Source organism: Corallococcus sp. NCSPR001 (assembly GCF_017309135.1).
GTDB lineage: Bacteria > Myxococcota > Myxococcia > Myxococcales > Myxococcaceae > Corallococcus.
The window spans coordinates 998325-1014371 of the sequence record NZ_JAFIMS010000002.1; the positions used below are offsets into that span (position 1 = coordinate 998325).

A 16047-nucleotide genomic window follows, 5' to 3' on the forward strand; every position below is an offset into this window, starting at 1 on the left:
CATAAAGCAGACTGATGTCCATGACGGACCTGCTCTATGCGCGCGCGCAGATGGGGCTCTCGCTCGCGTTCCACATCGTGTTCGCGGCGGCCGGCGTGGCGTTGCCGGTGCTGATGGTGTTGAGCGACCTGAAGCACCGGCGCACGGGGGACGCGGACTACCGGAAGCTCAGCGAGAAGCTGGCCAAGGGCACCGCCATCCTCTTCGCGGTGGGCGCGGTGAGCGGGACGGTGCTCTCGTTCGAGCTGGGCCTCTTGTGGCCGGAGTTCATGGGCCGCTACGGGGAAGTGATTGGCCTGCCCTTCAGCCTGGAGGGCGTGGCCTTCTTCACCGAGGCCATCTTCCTGGGCATCTACCTGTACGGCCGCGAGCGCGTGTCGCCGGGCCTGCACCTGTTCAGCGGCGTGATGGTGGCGGTGAGCGGCGCGGCGAGCGCGTTCTTCGTCACGCTGGTGAACACGTTCATGAACAACCCGTCCGGCTTCACGCCCACGCCGGCGGGGCCCGCGGACGTGCAGCCGCTGGTGGCCATGTTCAGCCCCGGCTGGCAGTACCAGACGGCCCACGTGCTCCTGTCCTGCTATCAGGCCAGCGCGTTCGCGATGGCGGGCATCCACGCCTTCATCATGCTGAAGCACCCGGGCGCGGCGTTCCACAAGAAGGCGCTGTCCATCGCGCTGCCGCTCGCGTGCGTCACCGCGCTCGCGCAGCCGCTGGTGGGCGACCTGTCCGCGAAGCACGTGGCGCGCGCGCAGCCGGTGAAGCTGGCCGCGATGGAGGCGCACTTCGACACGGAGGCGGGCGCGCCCCTGCGGGTGGGCGGATGGCCGGACGTGGAGAAGCGCACGGTGTCGGGCTCCATCGACCTGCCGAAGGGGCTCTCCATCCTGGCGTTCGCGGACCCCAACGCGGAGGTGAAGGGCCTGAACGAATTCCCCCGCGACGTCTGGCCCCCGGTGGCCAAGGTCCACATGGCCTTCCAGGTGATGGTGGGCACGGGCAGCCTGATGGCGCTGCTCGCGCTGGCCACGCTGTGGCGCCGGTGGCGGGGCCGCGAGTGGCCGCACGGCAAGGGGATGATGCGCGCGTGGCTGCTGTCCGGGCCGCTGGGGCTGGTGGCGCTGGAGGCGGGGTGGCTCGTCACGGAGTGGGGCCGGCAGCCGTGGATCGTCCGCGACGTGATGCGCACGGGCGAGGCGGTGACGCCGGTGCCGCACCTGGCCGCGCCGTTCTTCACCTTCACGGCGGTGTACCTGTTCCTCGGGGTGACGGTGCTCTTCGTGCTCTGGCGGCAGGTGGCGGGCACGCTGCCCGCGAAAGACGGGGTGGCCCATGCCCATTGAGACGACGGTGCTGGGGCTCGCGGTGGCGGGCACGTTCGTGCTGTACGCGCTGCTGGGCGGGGCGGACTTCGGCGGCGGGGTGTGGGACCTGCTGGCGCGCGGGCCTCGCAAGGCGGAGCAGCGCGCGCTCATCGCCCACGCCATCGGCCCGGTGTGGGAGGTGAACCACGTCTGGCTCATCGTGGGGCTGGTGCTGCTCTTCAGCGGCTTCCCGCGCGCGTTCGCGGCGCTGAGCGTGGCGCTGCACGTGCCCCTGACGCTGCTGGTGCTGGGCATCGTGTTCCGGGGCACGGCGTTCACCTTCCGCGCCTACGACACGCGCGGGGACGCGGTGGAGCGCCGTTGGGGCGTGGTGTTCAGCGTGGCGAGCGTGGTGGCCCCGCTGCTCTTGGGCATGTGCGTGGGCGCGGTGGCCAGCGACGCCATCCGCATGCAGGGGCACGCGGTGGTGAGCGGCTTCTTCGCGTCGTGGCTGTCGCCCTTCGCGCTGTCGGTGGGCGTGCTGACGCTGGGGCTGTTCGCGTTCCTGGCGGCCGTGTACCTCACGCATGAGGCACGCACGCCGGAGCTGGCGGAGGACTTCCGGCGCCGGGCGCTGGTGACGGGCGGGCTCCTGTTCCCGCTGGCCCTGGCCGTCCTGCTGCTGTCGCGCGAGGGGGCGCCCCGGGTGTGGACGGGCCTCATCCAGACGCCGTTCGCGCTGGCGCTGCACACCGGCACGGCGGTGGCGGCGGTGACGGCGTTCGCGCTCCTGTGGACGCGGCGCTTCCGGGCCGCGCGGGTGGCGGCGGCCACGCAGGGCGGGCTCATCGTGCTGGGGTGGGCGGTGTCGCAGGCGCCGTACCTCGTCTACCCGCACCTGACGCTGCAGAGCGCCGCGGCGCAGCCGGTGGTGCAGCGGCTGCTCCTGGTGGCGCTCGGGGTGGGGCTGGTGACGGTGGTGCCGTCGCTGGTGCTGCTGTTCCGCGTCTTCGGGCCCCGGGGCCAGCAGGCTACGACTTGAGCACGGGGAACAGCGGCGGGTGCACGACGCGGGGCTTGTCGTCGCCTCGCGCCACCAGCACGCGGGCCCCTTCGAGCAGCTCCTCCGCATCCAGGGCCTCCACCACGGTGCGCGCGGCCGTGTCGGGGTCCATCACGCGGCAGTGCACGCGCATGACGCCCTGTTCCGTCTCGCCGCCCTCCACCTCGCCGTTGCCCGTCCAGCCGAGCGCGTCCGTGAGCAATTCCTCCACGGCGTTGCGCTGCTCGAAGTCGTGGCCGGTGCCCTTGCCCTGCACGGTGTATTCGACGAGCAGCACGGACAGGGCGTCCGGCTCGGGCTCGTCGTAGCCGGCGTCCACCAGGGCCTCGGCCTCCTGGGCGATGACCATGTCGGGGTCCTCGTCCGGGGGGACGGGAACGGTCTTCTGCTCGCCGCCATCACCGACGGTGCCCCAGTGCACCGTGACGACGCCCTCGTGCTCCCACGCCTCCCAGTAGCGCAGGGTGTCGCCGTCCTTCTTGTAGAGCTTCAGCAATGCGTTGGCCTCATTCGCGCGGACTGCATACCGCAACCGGGTTCAGTAGGCACGGCCCTGGCCGCCGTCCACGGGCAGGGTGGAGCCCGTCACCCACTTCGCCCGCTCCGAGCAAAGGAAGGCGACCACGTCCGCCACCTCCTCGGGCGTGCCGAAGCGGCCCCAGGGAATCTGCTCGCGCACCACCTTCGCCACCGCCTCCGGGTCGTGCTGCTGGCGCCGGTCCCAGCTGCCGCCGGGGAAGAAGATGGAGCCCGGGGCCACGGCGTTGACGCGGATGCGGTGGGACGCCAGGTCCACGGCCATCTCCTTCGTGAGCGCGATGAGGCCCGCCTTGGCCGCGCTGTAGGGCGCGCTGGTGGCGTACTCGCGGCCGAAGATGGAGCTGATGTGCACGATGCTGCCGCCGCCAATCTGGCGCATCACCGGCACCGCGCGCTGGCTGCACCACACGGCGGACATCAGGTTGCGCTGGAGGACGTCGTTCCACTGCTGGGTGCTGGCCGCGTCGAAGGCGCCCGCGCCGCCGCTGCCGCCCACGTTGTTCACCAGGATGTCGATGCCGCCAAAGGCGCGCACCGCCGAGTCCACCGCCAGGTACGCGCCCTCCTGCGTGGCCACGTCGGTGACGACCGTGGCCACCTGGGCGCCCTCGGAGCGCAGCTCCTTCGCGAGCACCTCCAGCGGCTCCGGGTTGCGCGCGCACACGCACACCCGGGCGCCCTCGCGCGACAGCACCATGGCGATGGCCCGCCCGATGCCCTTGCTGCTGCCGGTGACGAGCGCCGACTTTCCCGTGATTCCGAGTTCCATGCCGTCCCTTCTACCGCCTGCCCGGGCCGGGTGGGGGACGGGATTCACCCAGGGCGTTCAAAGCCGTTCGAAGACGTCCAGGCGCCAGGTGCCCTCCATCTCGCCGCGCAGGTGGCGCAGGTGCCTGGGGGTGAGCCGGCGGAAGGCGTCGTGGACCTCGTGGCCGCTGCAGCGCATGTCGCGCGTCTGGCCGGTCCAGTGCACGAGGACCAGGTGCCCGCCGGGCTCCAGGTGCTCCAGGATGCGCTGCTGCGCGAGCGCCATCTCCGGGAGGCTCCACCAGGCGCCGCGCCCGGACAGCAGGGTGAGGTCGAAGGTCCCCTCCGGGTAGCGGTCCGGCACGTTCATGCGCTCGAAGCGCACGTGCGACAGGTGGCGGCAGCGGTGGATGGCGCGGGCCTGGGCGGAGTCGGAGGTCTCCAGGGAGAGCAGGGTGTCACAACGGGCCTGGAGCTTCTCCGTGAGCAGGCCGATGGCGCCGCCAATCTCCAGGGCGGAGCGGTAGCGCGCGCGGGGAAGCGCGGACAGGGTGACGTCGTCGCGGCTGCGCACGCAGCCGTGCGCGGCGAAGGGCCACGGGTCTTCGGCTTCCCGAGAGGGGACGGGAGGGGCGAGCTGGAAGGCGGAGGACGGTTTCATCGGGAGGCGGCTCCTGGGGGTGAGCCTTCACGATGGAACCCGCCCGGGCCCTCCACATCCCGTGCGCCCGGGGCCATGAAGGTGTCGACCCTGGGGCAGTCCGAGCGTCGGGCGTTGATCAGGGGCCGTGCCAGTAGTCTGGCTGACAGGACCACGGGAGCTTCTCGCCGCGCCGGTCGCAGTGGAAGCCCTCGTCGCAGGGGTTGGGCTCGTCCGGGTCGCAGGCCTGGAGGCAGTGATAGCGGTCGCAGACCTGGCCTTCGCCGCACGTCGGGTTCGTTTCGGAGCAGCGATGAACGCACTCCGCCCAGACCTTGCCCGGGAACTCCGGGTGCGAGATCCACTCGCACTTGCGGCCATCGGGACACGGTGTGTCCAGACAGTTCGGACCATGGATGGATGCGCAGATGGAGGTGCCCTCCTCGAATGGGACACAGCGCTCCCCCTGCGGGCAGCCGCGCTCCTCACAGGTGGGGAGACACGAGGGCTTCGGCTTCACGTCCGCGCAGAAGAATCCCTCTGAACACGTCCCGGGTTGGCCAGGGGTGCAGGCACGAGCACAGTAGCCATCCCTGCCCACGCACTCGGACTCCGCCCTGCAGGCGGAGGTCGCATCGAAAGCGGTCTCCAGGCAGGGCTCTCCCTCCTGGCGGATGCCGACGAGCGCGCAGAGCCTGACCAGGACTCCGCCCGCGCTGAGGACCGGCAGGCTCGTGCATCGTTGCCCTTCGGGGCACTGACTGTCGGTCGTGCAGGCGCTGTCCGTGCAATAGCGCCGGAAGCGGACGTCGCGGTAACAGACGAGAGGGGCCTCACAGTCGGTCTGCTTCGAACAGGTGTAGTGGTAGGTCACCCGCCGCATCCGCTCGTCGTAGGTCAGCATGGGGACCAGGCCCTCCGGCTCCGGAATGGAGGAGGCACCGGCTTCCCGCACCTGGCGGAGGACGAAGAGGGCGGGGGCCAGGAGGACGAAGCAGGCCACCAGGCTCAGGGGCACGTGCCAGGGCCTCGTCATGGTCCACCACACCGCTCGATGCACTCTTTGCTCGGCTCGGTGTCCTCTGGACAGAGGCGCCTGTAGTCGCGCGCGTCACAGCCTTCCGGGCGGTGCACCTCCGGGCATGCCGCCAGCCCGCCCAGGACGCACAGCCACAGCCCCATCGCGTGTGCTCGGCCCATGACGGTCCAGGCTAGCCGTGGCCTGGAGCCGTCAGGCATTGCCCTTACGGGCAATGATTTGTCACACGGACTGGAAGCGGGCCTCCGCCGGACGCGCCCCACCCGAGCGCTTCACGCCGTGGTCGCCGTTCACGGACAGGTGCTCCAGCAGCTTGAACACCGTCTCCACCTCATCCGCCGCGCCAATGTCCTGCGCCAGTTGATCCGCGGACCGCGCCTCCGCCTTCGCCGCCTTCAGCTTGGAGAGCAGCTTGCCCTGGAGCTCCAGCACGCGCCCCGCGGCCTTCTTGCCCGCCTCCACGCCCGGCTGGTGATAGGCATTGATGTTCACCAGGCTCGCGTAGAGGCCCACCGCGCGCTCGTACAACGCGATCAGCGCCCCCACGGTGCGCGCGCTCACGTCCGGCACGGTGAGCGTCATCGACTCGCGGCCCTTCTCGAACAGCGCCCGGCGCGTGCCCAGGAGGAACCCCAGCAGGTAGTCACCGCTGGTGTTCTCCCCCTCCACCGCCAACGACTTGCCGTCCCGGTCCTTCAGCACCTCCACGAAGGTGACGAAGAAGTTGTTCACGCCCTCGCGCAGTTGCTGCACGTAGGCGTGCTGGTCCGTGGAGCCCTTGTTGCCGTAGACGGCGATGCCCTGGTTCACCACCTGGCCGTCCAGCGACAGCTCCTTGCCCAGCGACTCCATCACCAACTGCTGGAGGTACTTGGACATCAGCATCAACCGGTCCTTGTACGGCAGGATGACCATGTCCTTCTGGCCCTTGCCGCCGCCCGCGTGGAACCACATCAGCGCGAGCAGCGCCGCCGGGTTCGCCGCCACGTCATGCCCGCGCGTCGCCGCGTCCATGTCCTTCGCGCCCGCGAGGAAGCCGTCCACGTCCAGCCCCTGCAACCAGGCCGGCAACAGCCCCACCGCCGACATCACCGACGTGCGCCCGCCAACCCAGTCCCACATGGGGAAGGTGCGCAGCCACTTGTGGCCCTTGGCGTAGTTGTCCAATTCGCTGCCGTCGCCCGTGACGGCCACCGCGTGCGCGCCGAAGTCCAGGCCGCGCTGCGTGTAGGCGGCCTCCGCCTCCAGCATGCCGTTGCGCGTCTCCTTGGTGCCGCCGGACTTGCTGATGACCACGGCGAGCGTCTCCGCCAGCCGCTCGCCCAGGCCGTTGAGCACCCGGTCCATTCCATCCGGGTCCGTGTTGTCCAGGAAGTGCACCTGCATGGCGTCCCGGCCGCTGCCCAGCGCGTCCGCCACCAACTGCGGGCCCAGCGCGGAGCCGCCGATGCCGACGATGAGCACCTGCGTGAACTTCGCCGCCTTCGCGGGCTTCACCTTGCCCGCGTGCACGTCCTTCGCGAACGCGGCCACCTGGGCCTGCATGTCCGTGATGGCCGTCTTCAGCTCCGCGTCCGGCGCCAGCTCCGGGGCGCGCAGCCAGTAGTGGCCCACGCGGCGCTTCTCATCCGGATTGGCGATGGCGCCCTTCTCCAGCGCGTCCATGGCCTGGAACGCCGCGTCCATGCGCGGGCGCATCCCGTCCAGGAAGTCCGCGCCGAAGTTCATGCGGGAGATGTCCAGCGTGAGCCCCACGGAAGGGACGACGCACAGGTGCCGCTGGTACCGCTCCCACAACTCGCGCTCCGTCATGACCCGACTCCCTTGCAAGGGGCGCCGACCTCATGCGCGGCGCCCGCCAGAACCGTCGCGGCGCACCGTAGCAAGGCCCGCACGGCGCGGACGCAACGATGTCGCGGTCCGCGTTGTCTGGACGTCGCCTGGACGTCGCTTCTGTCCTCCACCCGGAAGGTCGCCGCCCCTACGGTGCGGAGGGCGCGGCCTCCACGGGCGCGGGCTCCGACGCCGGCAGCGCCCCCTTGGGCTTCCACGCCGGGTTGCGGAAGATGTAGCCCAGCCGCTGGCTCAGCGGCCCCGGGCGGGCCGCGTCCCGGGCGATGGCGGCGAACTCGTGGAACGCGATGCGCACCGGGTTGTGCGTGGTGAGGTTCTTCGTCAGCCCGTAGATGGGGCGCTCGGTCTCCGGGACGAACGTGCCGAAGAGCCGGTCCCAGATGATGAGGATGCCCGCGTAGTTCACGTCGATGTAGGCCGCGTTGGACGCGTGGTGCGCGCGGTGGTGCGACGGCGTGTTGAACAGCCACTCCACGGGCCGAGGCAGCCTGTCGATGGCCTCCGTGTGGATCCAGTACTGGTACAGCAGGCTGATGGCCTGCTGCGTGACGATCATCTCCGGGGAGAAGCCCAGCAGCGCCAGCGGCGCCCAGAACACCCAGCCCGTCATCGGCGTCCACGTCTGCCTCAGCGCCGTGGACAGGTTGTAGTGCTGGCTGGAGTGGTGCACCACGTGCGACGCCCAGAAGAAGCGGCTCTCATGATGGACGCGGTGGAAGGCGTAGTAGCAGAGGTCTTCCAGGAAGAAGAGCAGCACCCACGCCAGGAGCCCGTGGCCCAGGCGCAGGGGCGTCAGGTGGTAGAGCGCCGCGTAGCCCGCGAACGCCACGCCCTTCCAGAACACGCTCACCGCCACGTTGCCCAGGCCCATGGAGAGGCTGGCCAGCGTGTCCTTCCACGTGTGCCCCTTGATGCTCTCGCCGCGCTCCTGCCGCAGCTTGCGCACCCACAAGGCCTCGGCGATGACGGTGATGACGAACACCGGGATGGCCGGGGTGATGAGGTCGGGGATGTGCGACATGTCCATGGCTGCTGACCTCCTGCGAATCAATCCTTGGGGGCGAACGCGACGCGCATGAAGCGCGCCAGCGTGTCCAGCATGCGGCGGTGCGCTGGATCCGAAGGACGGGCGGCCCCACCCACCGCCGCGCCCTGCACCGCGTCCAGCGCCAGCTCCACCACGTCGTCGAAGTCCGGGTGCGTGGCGGCCACGTCCGGGAACAGCTCGCGCGCCACGCGGTGCATGTTCTGGCGGTGCGGCCCGTCCACCACCGCCAGCGCCCTCTGCAGCTCCGGGCTGGTGCGCGCCGCGACGTACAGCTCGATGGCGGCCTGGAGCTCCGGCCGCTGATAGGCGGCCCACAGCATGTCCACCGCCGCCCCCACCCGGTCCTTCCCGGACGGACGCGCGCCCACGCCCGCGAGGAAGTCCTGGATGAGGCGGGGGAAGAGGTGCTCCACCGCCACCGCGAGCAGCTCCTCCTTCGTTTCGAAGTGCGTGAAGAGCGCCCCCTGCGACACCCCCGCCCGCTTCGCCACCTCCACCGTCGTCAGCCGCGCGTAGCCCTGCTCCACCAGCGTCTCGATGGTGGCGTCCAGCAGCTTGCGGCGCGTCGACTCGCGGCGCTCCGCCTGCGTGCGGCGCACGGGAGCCTCGGCCTTCCTGGCGGCGGACTTCGGGGGCATGCCGGAACGATAACCGCCTACTTAAAAAGTGACCAGTCACTTTCTGAAGGGACGCCTTCAGGGTGTCTGATCGCCGACCCCTGGGCCTGCCCGTGGGGCTTTCGAGCAGGCGGGCGTCTGTCTTTAGCTCTGGTCAGATGACAGGGATTGGAGCGGCATGGGTTGAGAGGGATGAAGCCCGCCAACCGGGCAGGCAGGGAGACAGGCGCTCTTGTGCTTTCGGAGCGTTCTCCCTCTGGAGTGTGGTCAAGGGTCGCCCCCTTGAGACGGAGCAGGGCGCGGCTCGGCTGCTAGTGATCCGTTCGGGACTGAGCGAAAATCACAGGGAAATAGCGCAAGCCCTTGCGCCGGTTGTCCGCCCGCCCCGATATGAACATCTCCGCTCTTTTCGTCGGCTCCCTCCTCGCTTCGGCTCCTGTCCTCCCTCCCTCCGCCAACGCGGTCGCGAACATGCCTGAGGTCGGCGTGCCCTTCGCGTGTGGCCGCATCTATACGGTGAGCCAGGGCCATGAGACTGGCAGCCACCAGCACAACGACACGTTCGCGTGGGACTTCCGGATGCCGGAAGGCACTCCCATCGTGGCGGCGCATGACGGCGTCGTGCGCATGGCGCGTGGCGACAGCCGGCAGGGCGGGTGCGGCGAGCAGTTCGCGCCGCTGGCCAACTACGTCGTCATCTCCCACGGCGACGGGCTGGAGACGCAGTACCTGCACTTCAGCGCCGTGGTGGTGAAGGCCGGTGAGAAGGTGAAGGAGGGCCAGCTCATCGGCTTCTCCGGCGCGACGGGCTGGGCGTGCGGCGCGCACCTGCACTTCAAGGTCGCCAAGGAGCAGGGCGCCGGGTGGAACAACCCGTCCGTGCCCGCGCGCATCGTGGGCTATGGCGATCCGGTGCGTGACACGCTGGTGTCGGCGCCGCTATGCAAGGACTCCGCGCAGCCGATGATGGCCTCCAACGGCGGCGTCCACCTGCCGGGCCAGGCCGTGATGTCCATGTCACCCGACAGCGCGAATCCGCTCCAGGATGCGTCTCGCGGCCTGCCGCCCGGTGCCAAGGCCATCATCGACGGCCTCTCCCAGCCTCCTGCCCAGGGCGGCGAGGGCCTCGACAAACCGGCTCCGGCCCGCGCTCCCCGCATGGCGAGCGGCTCCAACGAGACTCGCTGACGCGAGCAGCGCTCCGGCGCCCGCGAGCAGCCCGAAGAAGGCCCCCGCGTTGAGGAAGTACTCCAACGGCAACAGGGGGCCTTCGACGTAGCCGCGCACCACGCGGTACCCCACGTGCCCCAGCAGCGCGAGCAGGGGCAGGTTGATGAGCGGCAACACCAGCCACCGGGCCGTGCGCCACCAGCGGGCCACGGCCTCCGCGACGGCGGTGGAGGCCGTGTAGCGCCAGGCCCCCGCGCGGGCCACGCGCAGCTCCGACAGCATCACCTCCACGTCCGGCACGCCCAGCACTTCCGCCTCCAGGCCCTGCGTGCGCGCCACGCTGCGCGCCTCCGCCAGGGCGGTGCGCGCGGCGGACTCCGCGAGGAAGTCGTCCTCGAAGGGCTCCACCACGGCCACCTCCGCGGCGCGGGCGCGGGTGCGGTCCCTCACCGCGTCCACCACCGTGGAGGCCGCCGCCACCGCGAGCCCCGCGGGCAGGCTGCGGCGCGCGACGAGCGCCCCCACGCCCATGCCGGACGCGCCCCACAACGACAGCCTCAAGCCCCACGCGGCGGGGCCCCAGAAGCGGCCCGCGGCCTGACGGCGGACCTCCGATGCCAGGTGCCCGTGGGCCAGGGACAGCCGCGCGTCGAAGTCCGCCTGGAGCGACTCCGCCGCGCGCGCGAGCCCCGCGTCCAGCGCGGTGCGCGTCTTCGCGAGCAGCGCGTCCGTGTCGTCGAGCGCCGTCCGCACGGTGTTGGCCAGTTCCTCCAGCGCGCCCAGGGCGTTGGTGTGGCGCACGCGCGCGGCGACGGCCTGGGTCGCCAGGCCCCGGAGGTGGAAGAGGAGCGGGCCGAACTCGCCGGAGACGTCCTGGCCGTCCTTCGCGGACCTCGCGCTGATGGCGAAGACGGGCACGTCCTCCGCGGCCAGGCCGTAGTGCTGGGTGGCCACGCGGCGGACCTGGGATTTCAGCGCGTCGCGGGATTCGGCGGACAGCTCGTCCGCGAAGTTGAGGATGAAGACGAGCGCGCGGCGCCGGGCGAACTCGCCGAGGAACTCCACCTGGGTGGCCTCCGCGACGCTGCCCCGGTGCATGACCACCAGCGCCACGTCCGCCTTGTCCAGCGTGGCGCGCGCGACATCCCGGTGCGCCGTGGCCACGCTGTTCAGGTCCGGCGTGTCGATGAAGACCTGGCCGCTCCACAGGCCCTGGGGGCCGGGCGTGTAGCGCACGACGCGCGCGCCGGTGCGGGCCAGCTCGTCCGTGGCGGTGCCCTCCGGCGCGAAGAGGGTGGAGACGGTGCTGGTGGGGCGGTCCACGCCTTCACGGGAGAGGTTCTGGCCGGAGAGGGCGTTGAGCAGGGTGGACTTGCCCGCGCCGGTGGCGCCCACGAGCGCGACGACGAGCGGTGCGTCCTTCCGGGCCATGCCCCGCGCGTAGTCCTCCAGCAGGCGCTCCAGGCGCGGGCCATGGGGCTTCAGCGCGGGCAGCGTCAGCGCGTCGGTGAGCAGCGGGCGGAGGGCTTCGGGGTCGGGGAGGCGGGTGTCGTCCACGGAAGGGTCAGCGTGGCGTGGCGCGCGCGTGCTGGCTACCGGGATGTGCGGTGACGGTGCGCCAGCGTGCATTCCCCTCCCTGGACGGTGGGGGATGGCCTGCTGCTACGGTCCGTGACACATGCACTTTCGTATCGTTCGTGGGTGGTGCCTCGGGCTCCTGCTGACCCTGTCCGCGTCCGCTGCCGAACCACCGTCTCAGGGCGTGGTCCTCGCCGCCGAGCCGCGGACCTTCGCGGAGGCGAAGGCGCTTCCTCCCCAATTCACGGAGTCCGCTGCCTGCGACCTGGGGCTGGGCAAGACGCCCGACATCACCGTCTCCCAGACCGTGGAGGTGACGCAGGCCCTTCCGGACTTCTGCCGGCCCGCCGAGGCGGTCATCACCCAGAGGCTGTCCCTGCCTGATGGCTCACACGTCGAGCGCGACTTCCGCATCGTGGATGACGCTCCTGGCACCCAGCTGCCCCCGCCTTCCCCGCGCCCAGGCTTCCGCGTCCGCTGCGAGGCGAAGCGGCTGGAGCTGTCCGTGGAGGGCGTGCCCGAATCCCCCGCGTTGACGCTGGAGCCCATCGGTATCGGCGCCACCTCCGGCTCGGTGAAGTTCCGGGTGTCCCGGGACAGCGAGGCCCGCTTCCTGCCCCTGCTGGCCCGGGACGACGCCGGGGCCCGCCGGGCGCTGGAGGCATGGGACTTCCTGGCCGCCCATGGCGTCCCCTCCCGCATGTACGTTCGAGACGCGAACCTGCCGGAGGCGGACAGCGTCGCGGGGCTGGCCGCCGCGCTCGAGCGCGCCCGGAGTCGCGCCGCCCTGGCCGCGGGTGAGGACCTGGAGCAGTACGCCCCTCGCGACGTCCTGGCGCCGGACCTGGAGGGAGACCGCCCGCCGTTGAAGACGGGCGTTCCCGAAACCATCGGCGAGCTCCAGCCGCCCGCGCCGGGCTCGGCAGCGGACTCGGACCTGTTCTGGCGCCAGGGACGGTTGTGCGTGGTGCGGCAGGACTCCGGTAAACGGATGCGCTGCTACGACCCCGTGGCGCGGCGCTGGGGCAAGGCCGTCGCCGTGAACCGGGGTGAACAGTCCGCCTGGAGCCCTCGCGTGGGCCGCTGCGGCATTCCCCTGGGGACCCGGAACGTCCGTCCTCCCTCGGAGCTCGAGCCCGTCCTGCGCCTGTCTCCCCGGGCCGTCCTGCTCTGGAACATCCGGGCCCACGAGGCGCACGTCATGGAGGTTCCCGAAGGGGACGGCCCACCGCGCCTGCGCGCGCCGGAAGCGGAGGAGCTGAAGACGGCGATGCTCGCGTCCACCGGCTCCCGGCTCCTCGCCGAGGGCCGGTTCATCCTGGACGAGGACCGCAAGCAGTTCTGCTCCGCGCGCAGGCCCCTGGGGTGCTGGTCCCTGCAATGGAACCGTGGGCCCGAGGATGAGGGCGGCAACCCATTGTCCAAGGCTCGGGTGTCCCCGGACGGCCGGTGGGTCGCCTACCTTCGCGGTCCTCCTCCCAGCAAGGTGGGCCCGGAGGAACGGACGCGGGCGCTGGTCGTGCGTTCCCTGGAGCTGGGGCCGTACGTCGCGCCCCGTGTGCTCGCTTCGACGGAAGCGCCTCTCGTGCGGACGGACGTGGTGATGCGGAAGCCGGCCTGGGACGGGCCCGCGCTGACGTGGAACGACGATGAACGCCTCACCCGCGCGCGGATCTCCTGCGACCTGGGCCAGGATCCACGCATCCCCTTGGAGCTGGAGACGAAGCGCACTGTCTCGCCGTACAACCCCCTCGGCTCCGCGGACAGCTGCCACGGCGGTTGGGTGAAGCTGCGCCAGGAATGGACCGCGCCCGGAGGCTTGCGGTTCGTTCGCCATGCCTCCGTCGTCACCGGGGACAGCCGGTCATCGGAAGGCGACATGAAGATGCGCTGCGAGCCCGGACGTCTGTCGTTGTGGATGGAGGGCGTGCCGGGCTTCCCGGCACTGACGCTGGCCTCCAACATGGGCGCGTTCGGCGCGGTGCGCTGGGACCTGGCGCCGGAGACCGAAGCCCGCCTCCAGGCGCTGCTCGCCCGCGACGACGCCCCCGCCCGCGAATCCCTGGCCGCCTTCGCGCGGCTGGTGAAGCTGAATGACGACGCGCGCGACGCCTCGTTCGGGGAGAAGAAGGAAGCGGTGCGCATCTCCCGCATGGGCTGTCTCTCCACGGCGCTGGAGGCCATCGCCGCCCGGCGGGCGCTCGCGGAAGGGGTCCACCCGGAGCTGCATGTCTCGCTGAAGACCGAAGGCGCCTGCGCCAGACGCTACGGCATGCACGCCCTCCAGCAGCGGCTCCAGGCCGCCACGCGTCCGCTCCCACTGAGCGTCGAGGCGGTGAAGGGCAAGGCGGAGGTCATCGGCCAGGTTCCGTTCGCCCCCAGCATCCCCCCGGAGCGTCAGCCCCAGCTGTACTGGCGGGAGGGCACCCTGTGCTTGGTCCAGCCGGATGGCGCACGGGTGCGCTGCTACGACCCGGCGGCGCGCGAGTGGGGGCCCGTGGCCGCCAGGCAGGACCGCCCGTTCCCGCGAGAGGACCTGCTCATGAAGTCGCGATCTCCCCCGGGCTCGTGCGACCCGCCGGGCGGCCCCTCCGTCCCCAATTCGGAGGCGCTGCGGGATGCCCTGCCGCTGTCGTCGCGGGCCTCGCTGTTCGCGGACACCTCGCGCGGCGAGCTGGCCCCGGAGTTCCAGGTCATCGAAGCCCCCGAGGACGCGGGCCCCGCTCGCACGCGAGCACCCACCGTGGAGGAGCTGGCGCTCGCGGCGCGCAACGGCGGAGGCTCCGCGTCCCTGGGGAACGGCGGGTTCCTGCTGCACACCCCGAAGGACGAACGTTCGCCGTGGCTGTGCACGGCGGTGCGCCCGTGGATGTGCTGGAAGCTGCCCGTGGAGTCCGACGACTACGGCGTGCGCGCCCCGCTGGTGTCGCCCGATGGCCGCTGGCTGTCCTATGTGCGGATCCCCTGGGGCAAGCCCGAGGACCCGAAGAAATACCCCAAGGAGCTCGTCCTGATGCCGCTGCCGGCCAGCCCCTGAGCCTCAGCCCGCCACGGCCTCGGCGGCCTGGGGGACCTGGCCTGTGTCCCCCACGGTCTTCCAGAGCCAGGCGTTCACGTCGAAGCGCGGGTCGCCCAGCTGGCGCCCCAGGTCGATGCCGTCCCAGGCCAGGTTCTGATCATCCGGAGGGCCCATGTCGCTGAGCGTGCCCATCAGCCGGTTCAGCTGCTCTTCGGGGAAGCGCTCGTTGGAGGCGCCAAACATCGCGTAGAAGGCTAGGTATTGCGTCGAGGCCTCATCGGGGCGGCTCGCGCGAAAGCCGGTGGGCGGCAGCGGGCGCGGGTGGTTGAGGTTCCAGCGCTGCTCCCGCTCCGATGCCAGGCCATCCAGTCCGGAGTCGGTGCCAGCGAACAGCAGGCCCAGGTCGCGTCCGGCCTCCGCGCCATGGATGCGCGTGCTGGGGCCGTCGCCGGTGGTGAGCAGCCACCGGACGCGCTGGGCCGCGCGGGAGAACAGCTCCAGGGCGAGCCGCCCCTCCCGGCGCTCCTCGTCGGCACGCTCCCGGAGGAAGTCGCGCCGCAGGTGGGCGTGCTGCCGGAAGAACTCGCGCACCTCCGCCACCCGCCGCGCCGCGACAGCGGTCAGCCAGTGTCCCCGTGCATCCATGAAGGCCACCGCTTCCGCCTGGAGGTCATTGTCGGAAAGCGGCGGCGGAGGGGCGGGACGATGCGCCATGGGTGTTCTCCGGGAAAGGGTCACCGGAAAGGTCGGAACGCTTCACGAGGCCGGGAGTGGGGACTCCTCCGCACCTGTCCGCCATCGCGCATCGCGGACGCCGACCGTGCTCTCGTGCGCAGTCACCCGGACCTCCCGGGTGTCAGGCGGCCTCCGCGGATGTGTTCTCGCGGTGGAGCAGGGTGTGCCTGTTCATGCGCGCACCGTGAGCCCGGAGAGTGACTTCGCGCTTCGTGAGAATAGCGGCCGGGCCGGCGTATCCCCCTTGCTCGAGCGCGGCCGTCGCCGCTGGCTCCTTCCTGGTGGCATGCATGACGCGATACCTGACCGGCCTTCCTCACCTCCTCCCCTTCGCGGCGGCCTCCGTCCTGGCGGCCTGCGGCGGAGACCCCTCCCCCAGCGGCTGTGTCCGGACCATCTCCAAGGACGTGACCTCCACGACGGCCTGGGCGCCGGACACGACCGTGGAGTACGCGGGGGCGCTCACCGTGGAGCCGGGGGTGCGCCTCCAGTTCGAGGCGGAGTCCGGGCTCCGCATCACGGAGACGGGCTCCCTGGTGGCGCGCGGGACGGCGGAGGCGCCCATCGTGTTCACGGGCAGGACGGAGACGCCGGGGTACTGGAAGGGCATCTCCATCCTCTCCTGAGACGGCACGACGCCGGACGCGAGGGGCTCGAGTGGCCCCTCCCGCCCGGCGTCTGGGTTTGAAGCCG

The 16047-nt window shown here is 71.3% G+C and carries 13 protein-coding genes and 1 pseudogene; 5 read left to right on the forward strand and 9 right to left on the reverse strand.

The features are described 5' to 3' along the window. Positions 1–20 precede the first annotated feature (20 nt). Together JYJ93_RS06205 and JYJ93_RS06210 are read left to right on the forward strand one after the other, a co-directional pair. Positions 21–1343 carry a cytochrome ubiquinol oxidase subunit I gene (locus JYJ93_RS06205; protein ID WP_277989510.1) on the forward strand — a complete coding sequence of 441 codons (1323 nt, stop codon included), beginning with the start codon at positions 21–23 and terminating at the stop codon, positions 1341–1343. After that, positions 1333–2346, forward strand: coding sequence for a cytochrome d ubiquinol oxidase subunit II (locus tag JYJ93_RS06210; protein ID WP_206787259.1), 1014 nt, complete (start codon positions 1333–1335; stop codon positions 2344–2346). Before JYJ93_RS06205 ends, JYJ93_RS06210 begins: the two co-directional genes overlap by 11 nt. Here the strand turns inward: JYJ93_RS06210 and JYJ93_RS06215 are convergent. From JYJ93_RS06215 to JYJ93_RS06245, 7 genes are all read right to left on the reverse strand, one after another. Beyond that, positions 2336–2863: a hypothetical protein gene (locus JYJ93_RS06215; RefSeq protein WP_206787261.1), complete on the reverse strand. Its 528-nt coding sequence runs from the start codon at positions 2861–2863 to the stop codon at positions 2336–2338. The genes JYJ93_RS06210 and JYJ93_RS06215 overlap by 11 nt on opposite strands. Positions 2864–2905: 42 nt before the next feature. Continuing rightward, entirely contained in the window at positions 2906–3676 is a 771-nt protein-coding gene (locus JYJ93_RS06220; protein WP_206787263.1) for an SDR family NAD(P)-dependent oxidoreductase, read from the reverse strand. 57 nt (positions 3677–3733) lie between these two features. Continuing rightward, complete coding sequence (locus tag JYJ93_RS06225; protein WP_206787264.1) at positions 3734–4315, reverse strand: class I SAM-dependent methyltransferase; 582 nt, start codon at positions 4313–4315, stop codon at positions 3734–3736. 118 nt (positions 4316–4433) lie between these two features. Further along, positions 4434–5330 (reverse strand): hypothetical protein, encoded by an 897-nt coding sequence (locus tag JYJ93_RS39855; protein ID WP_242543685.1) that lies wholly within the window; start codon positions 5328–5330, stop codon positions 4434–4436. A 225-nt stretch (positions 5331–5555) separates the two neighbouring features. Then, positions 5556–7145, reverse strand: a complete 1590-nt coding sequence (locus JYJ93_RS06235) for a glucose-6-phosphate isomerase (RefSeq protein ID WP_206787266.1) — start codon at positions 7143–7145, stop codon at positions 5556–5558. A gap of 169 nt (positions 7146–7314) precedes the next feature. Beyond that, positions 7315–8214: a sterol desaturase family protein gene (locus JYJ93_RS06240; RefSeq protein ID WP_206787268.1), complete on the reverse strand. Its 900-nt coding sequence runs from the start codon at positions 8212–8214 to the stop codon at positions 7315–7317. Positions 8215–8234: 20 nt separating this feature from the next. Further along, positions 8235–8873 (reverse strand): TetR/AcrR family transcriptional regulator, encoded by a 639-nt coding sequence (locus JYJ93_RS06245; RefSeq protein WP_206787270.1) that lies wholly within the window; start codon positions 8871–8873, stop codon positions 8235–8237. A gap of 558 nt (positions 8874–9431) precedes the next feature. Between JYJ93_RS06245 and JYJ93_RS40545 the strand changes: the two are divergent. Continuing rightward, positions 9432–9695, forward strand: a pseudogene (locus JYJ93_RS40545) (M23 family metallopeptidase); the annotation flags it as partial. 174 nt (positions 9696–9869) lie between these two features. Here JYJ93_RS40545 and JYJ93_RS06255 read toward each other — a convergent pair. Then, positions 9870–11579, reverse strand: a complete 1710-nt coding sequence (locus JYJ93_RS06255; protein ID WP_206787273.1) for a GTPase — start codon at positions 11577–11579, stop codon at positions 9870–9872. Between the two features lie 121 nt (positions 11580–11700). Here JYJ93_RS06255 and JYJ93_RS06260 point away from each other — a divergent pair, with 121 nt between their 5' ends. Then, positions 11701–14637, forward strand: coding sequence for a hypothetical protein (locus JYJ93_RS06260; protein ID WP_206787274.1), 2937 nt, complete (start codon positions 11701–11703; stop codon positions 14635–14637). 3 nt (positions 14638–14640) lie between these two features. Here the strand turns inward: JYJ93_RS06260 and JYJ93_RS06265 are convergent, their stop codons facing one another. After that, positions 14641–15333, reverse strand: a complete 693-nt coding sequence (locus tag JYJ93_RS06265) for a hypothetical protein (RefSeq protein WP_206787276.1) — start codon at positions 15331–15333, stop codon at positions 14641–14643. Between the two features lie 311 nt (positions 15334–15644). Between JYJ93_RS06265 and JYJ93_RS06270 the strand changes: the two genes are divergently transcribed. Further along, positions 15645–15980 (forward strand): hypothetical protein, encoded by a 336-nt coding sequence (locus tag JYJ93_RS06270; protein WP_206787277.1) that lies wholly within the window; start codon positions 15645–15647, stop codon positions 15978–15980. Positions 15981–16047 lie beyond the last annotated feature (67 nt).

Bases quoted from the DNA above. Each gene is read 5' to 3' on its own strand.
- JYJ93_RS06235 (WP_206787266.1), bottom strand. From the start codon at position 7,145: ATGACGGAGCGCGAGTTGTGGGAGCGGTACCAGCGGCACCTGTGCGTC.
- JYJ93_RS06260 (WP_206787274.1), top strand. From the start codon at position 11,701: ATGCACTTTCGTATCGTTCGTGGGTGGTGCCTCGGGCTCCTGCTGACC.
- JYJ93_RS06225 (WP_206787264.1), bottom strand. From the start codon at position 4,315: ATGAAACCGTCCTCCGCCTTCCAGCTCGCCCCTCCCGTCCCCTCTCGG.
- JYJ93_RS06270 (WP_206787277.1), top strand. From the start codon at position 15,645: ATGACGCGATACCTGACCGGCCTTCCTCACCTCCTCCCCTTCGCGGCG.
- JYJ93_RS06220 (WP_206787263.1), bottom strand. From the start codon at position 3,676: ATGGAACTCGGAATCACGGGAAAGTCGGCGCTCGTCACCGGCAGCAGC.
- JYJ93_RS06265 (WP_206787276.1), bottom strand. From the start codon at position 15,333: ATGGCGCATCGTCCCGCCCCTCCGCCGCCGCTTTCCGACAATGACCTC.
- JYJ93_RS06210 (WP_206787259.1), top strand. From the start codon at position 1,333: ATGCCCATTGAGACGACGGTGCTGGGGCTCGCGGTGGCGGGCACGTTC.
- JYJ93_RS06205 (WP_277989510.1), top strand. From the start codon at position 21: ATGACGGACCTGCTCTATGCGCGCGCGCAGATGGGGCTCTCGCTCGCG.
- JYJ93_RS06240 (WP_206787268.1), bottom strand. From the start codon at position 8,214: ATGGACATGTCGCACATCCCCGACCTCATCACCCCGGCCATCCCGGTG.
- JYJ93_RS39855 (WP_242543685.1), bottom strand. From the start codon at position 5,330: ATGACGAGGCCCTGGCACGTGCCCCTGAGCCTGGTGGCCTGCTTCGTC.
- JYJ93_RS06245 (WP_206787270.1), bottom strand. From the start codon at position 8,873: ATGCCCCCGAAGTCCGCCGCCAGGAAGGCCGAGGCTCCCGTGCGCCGC.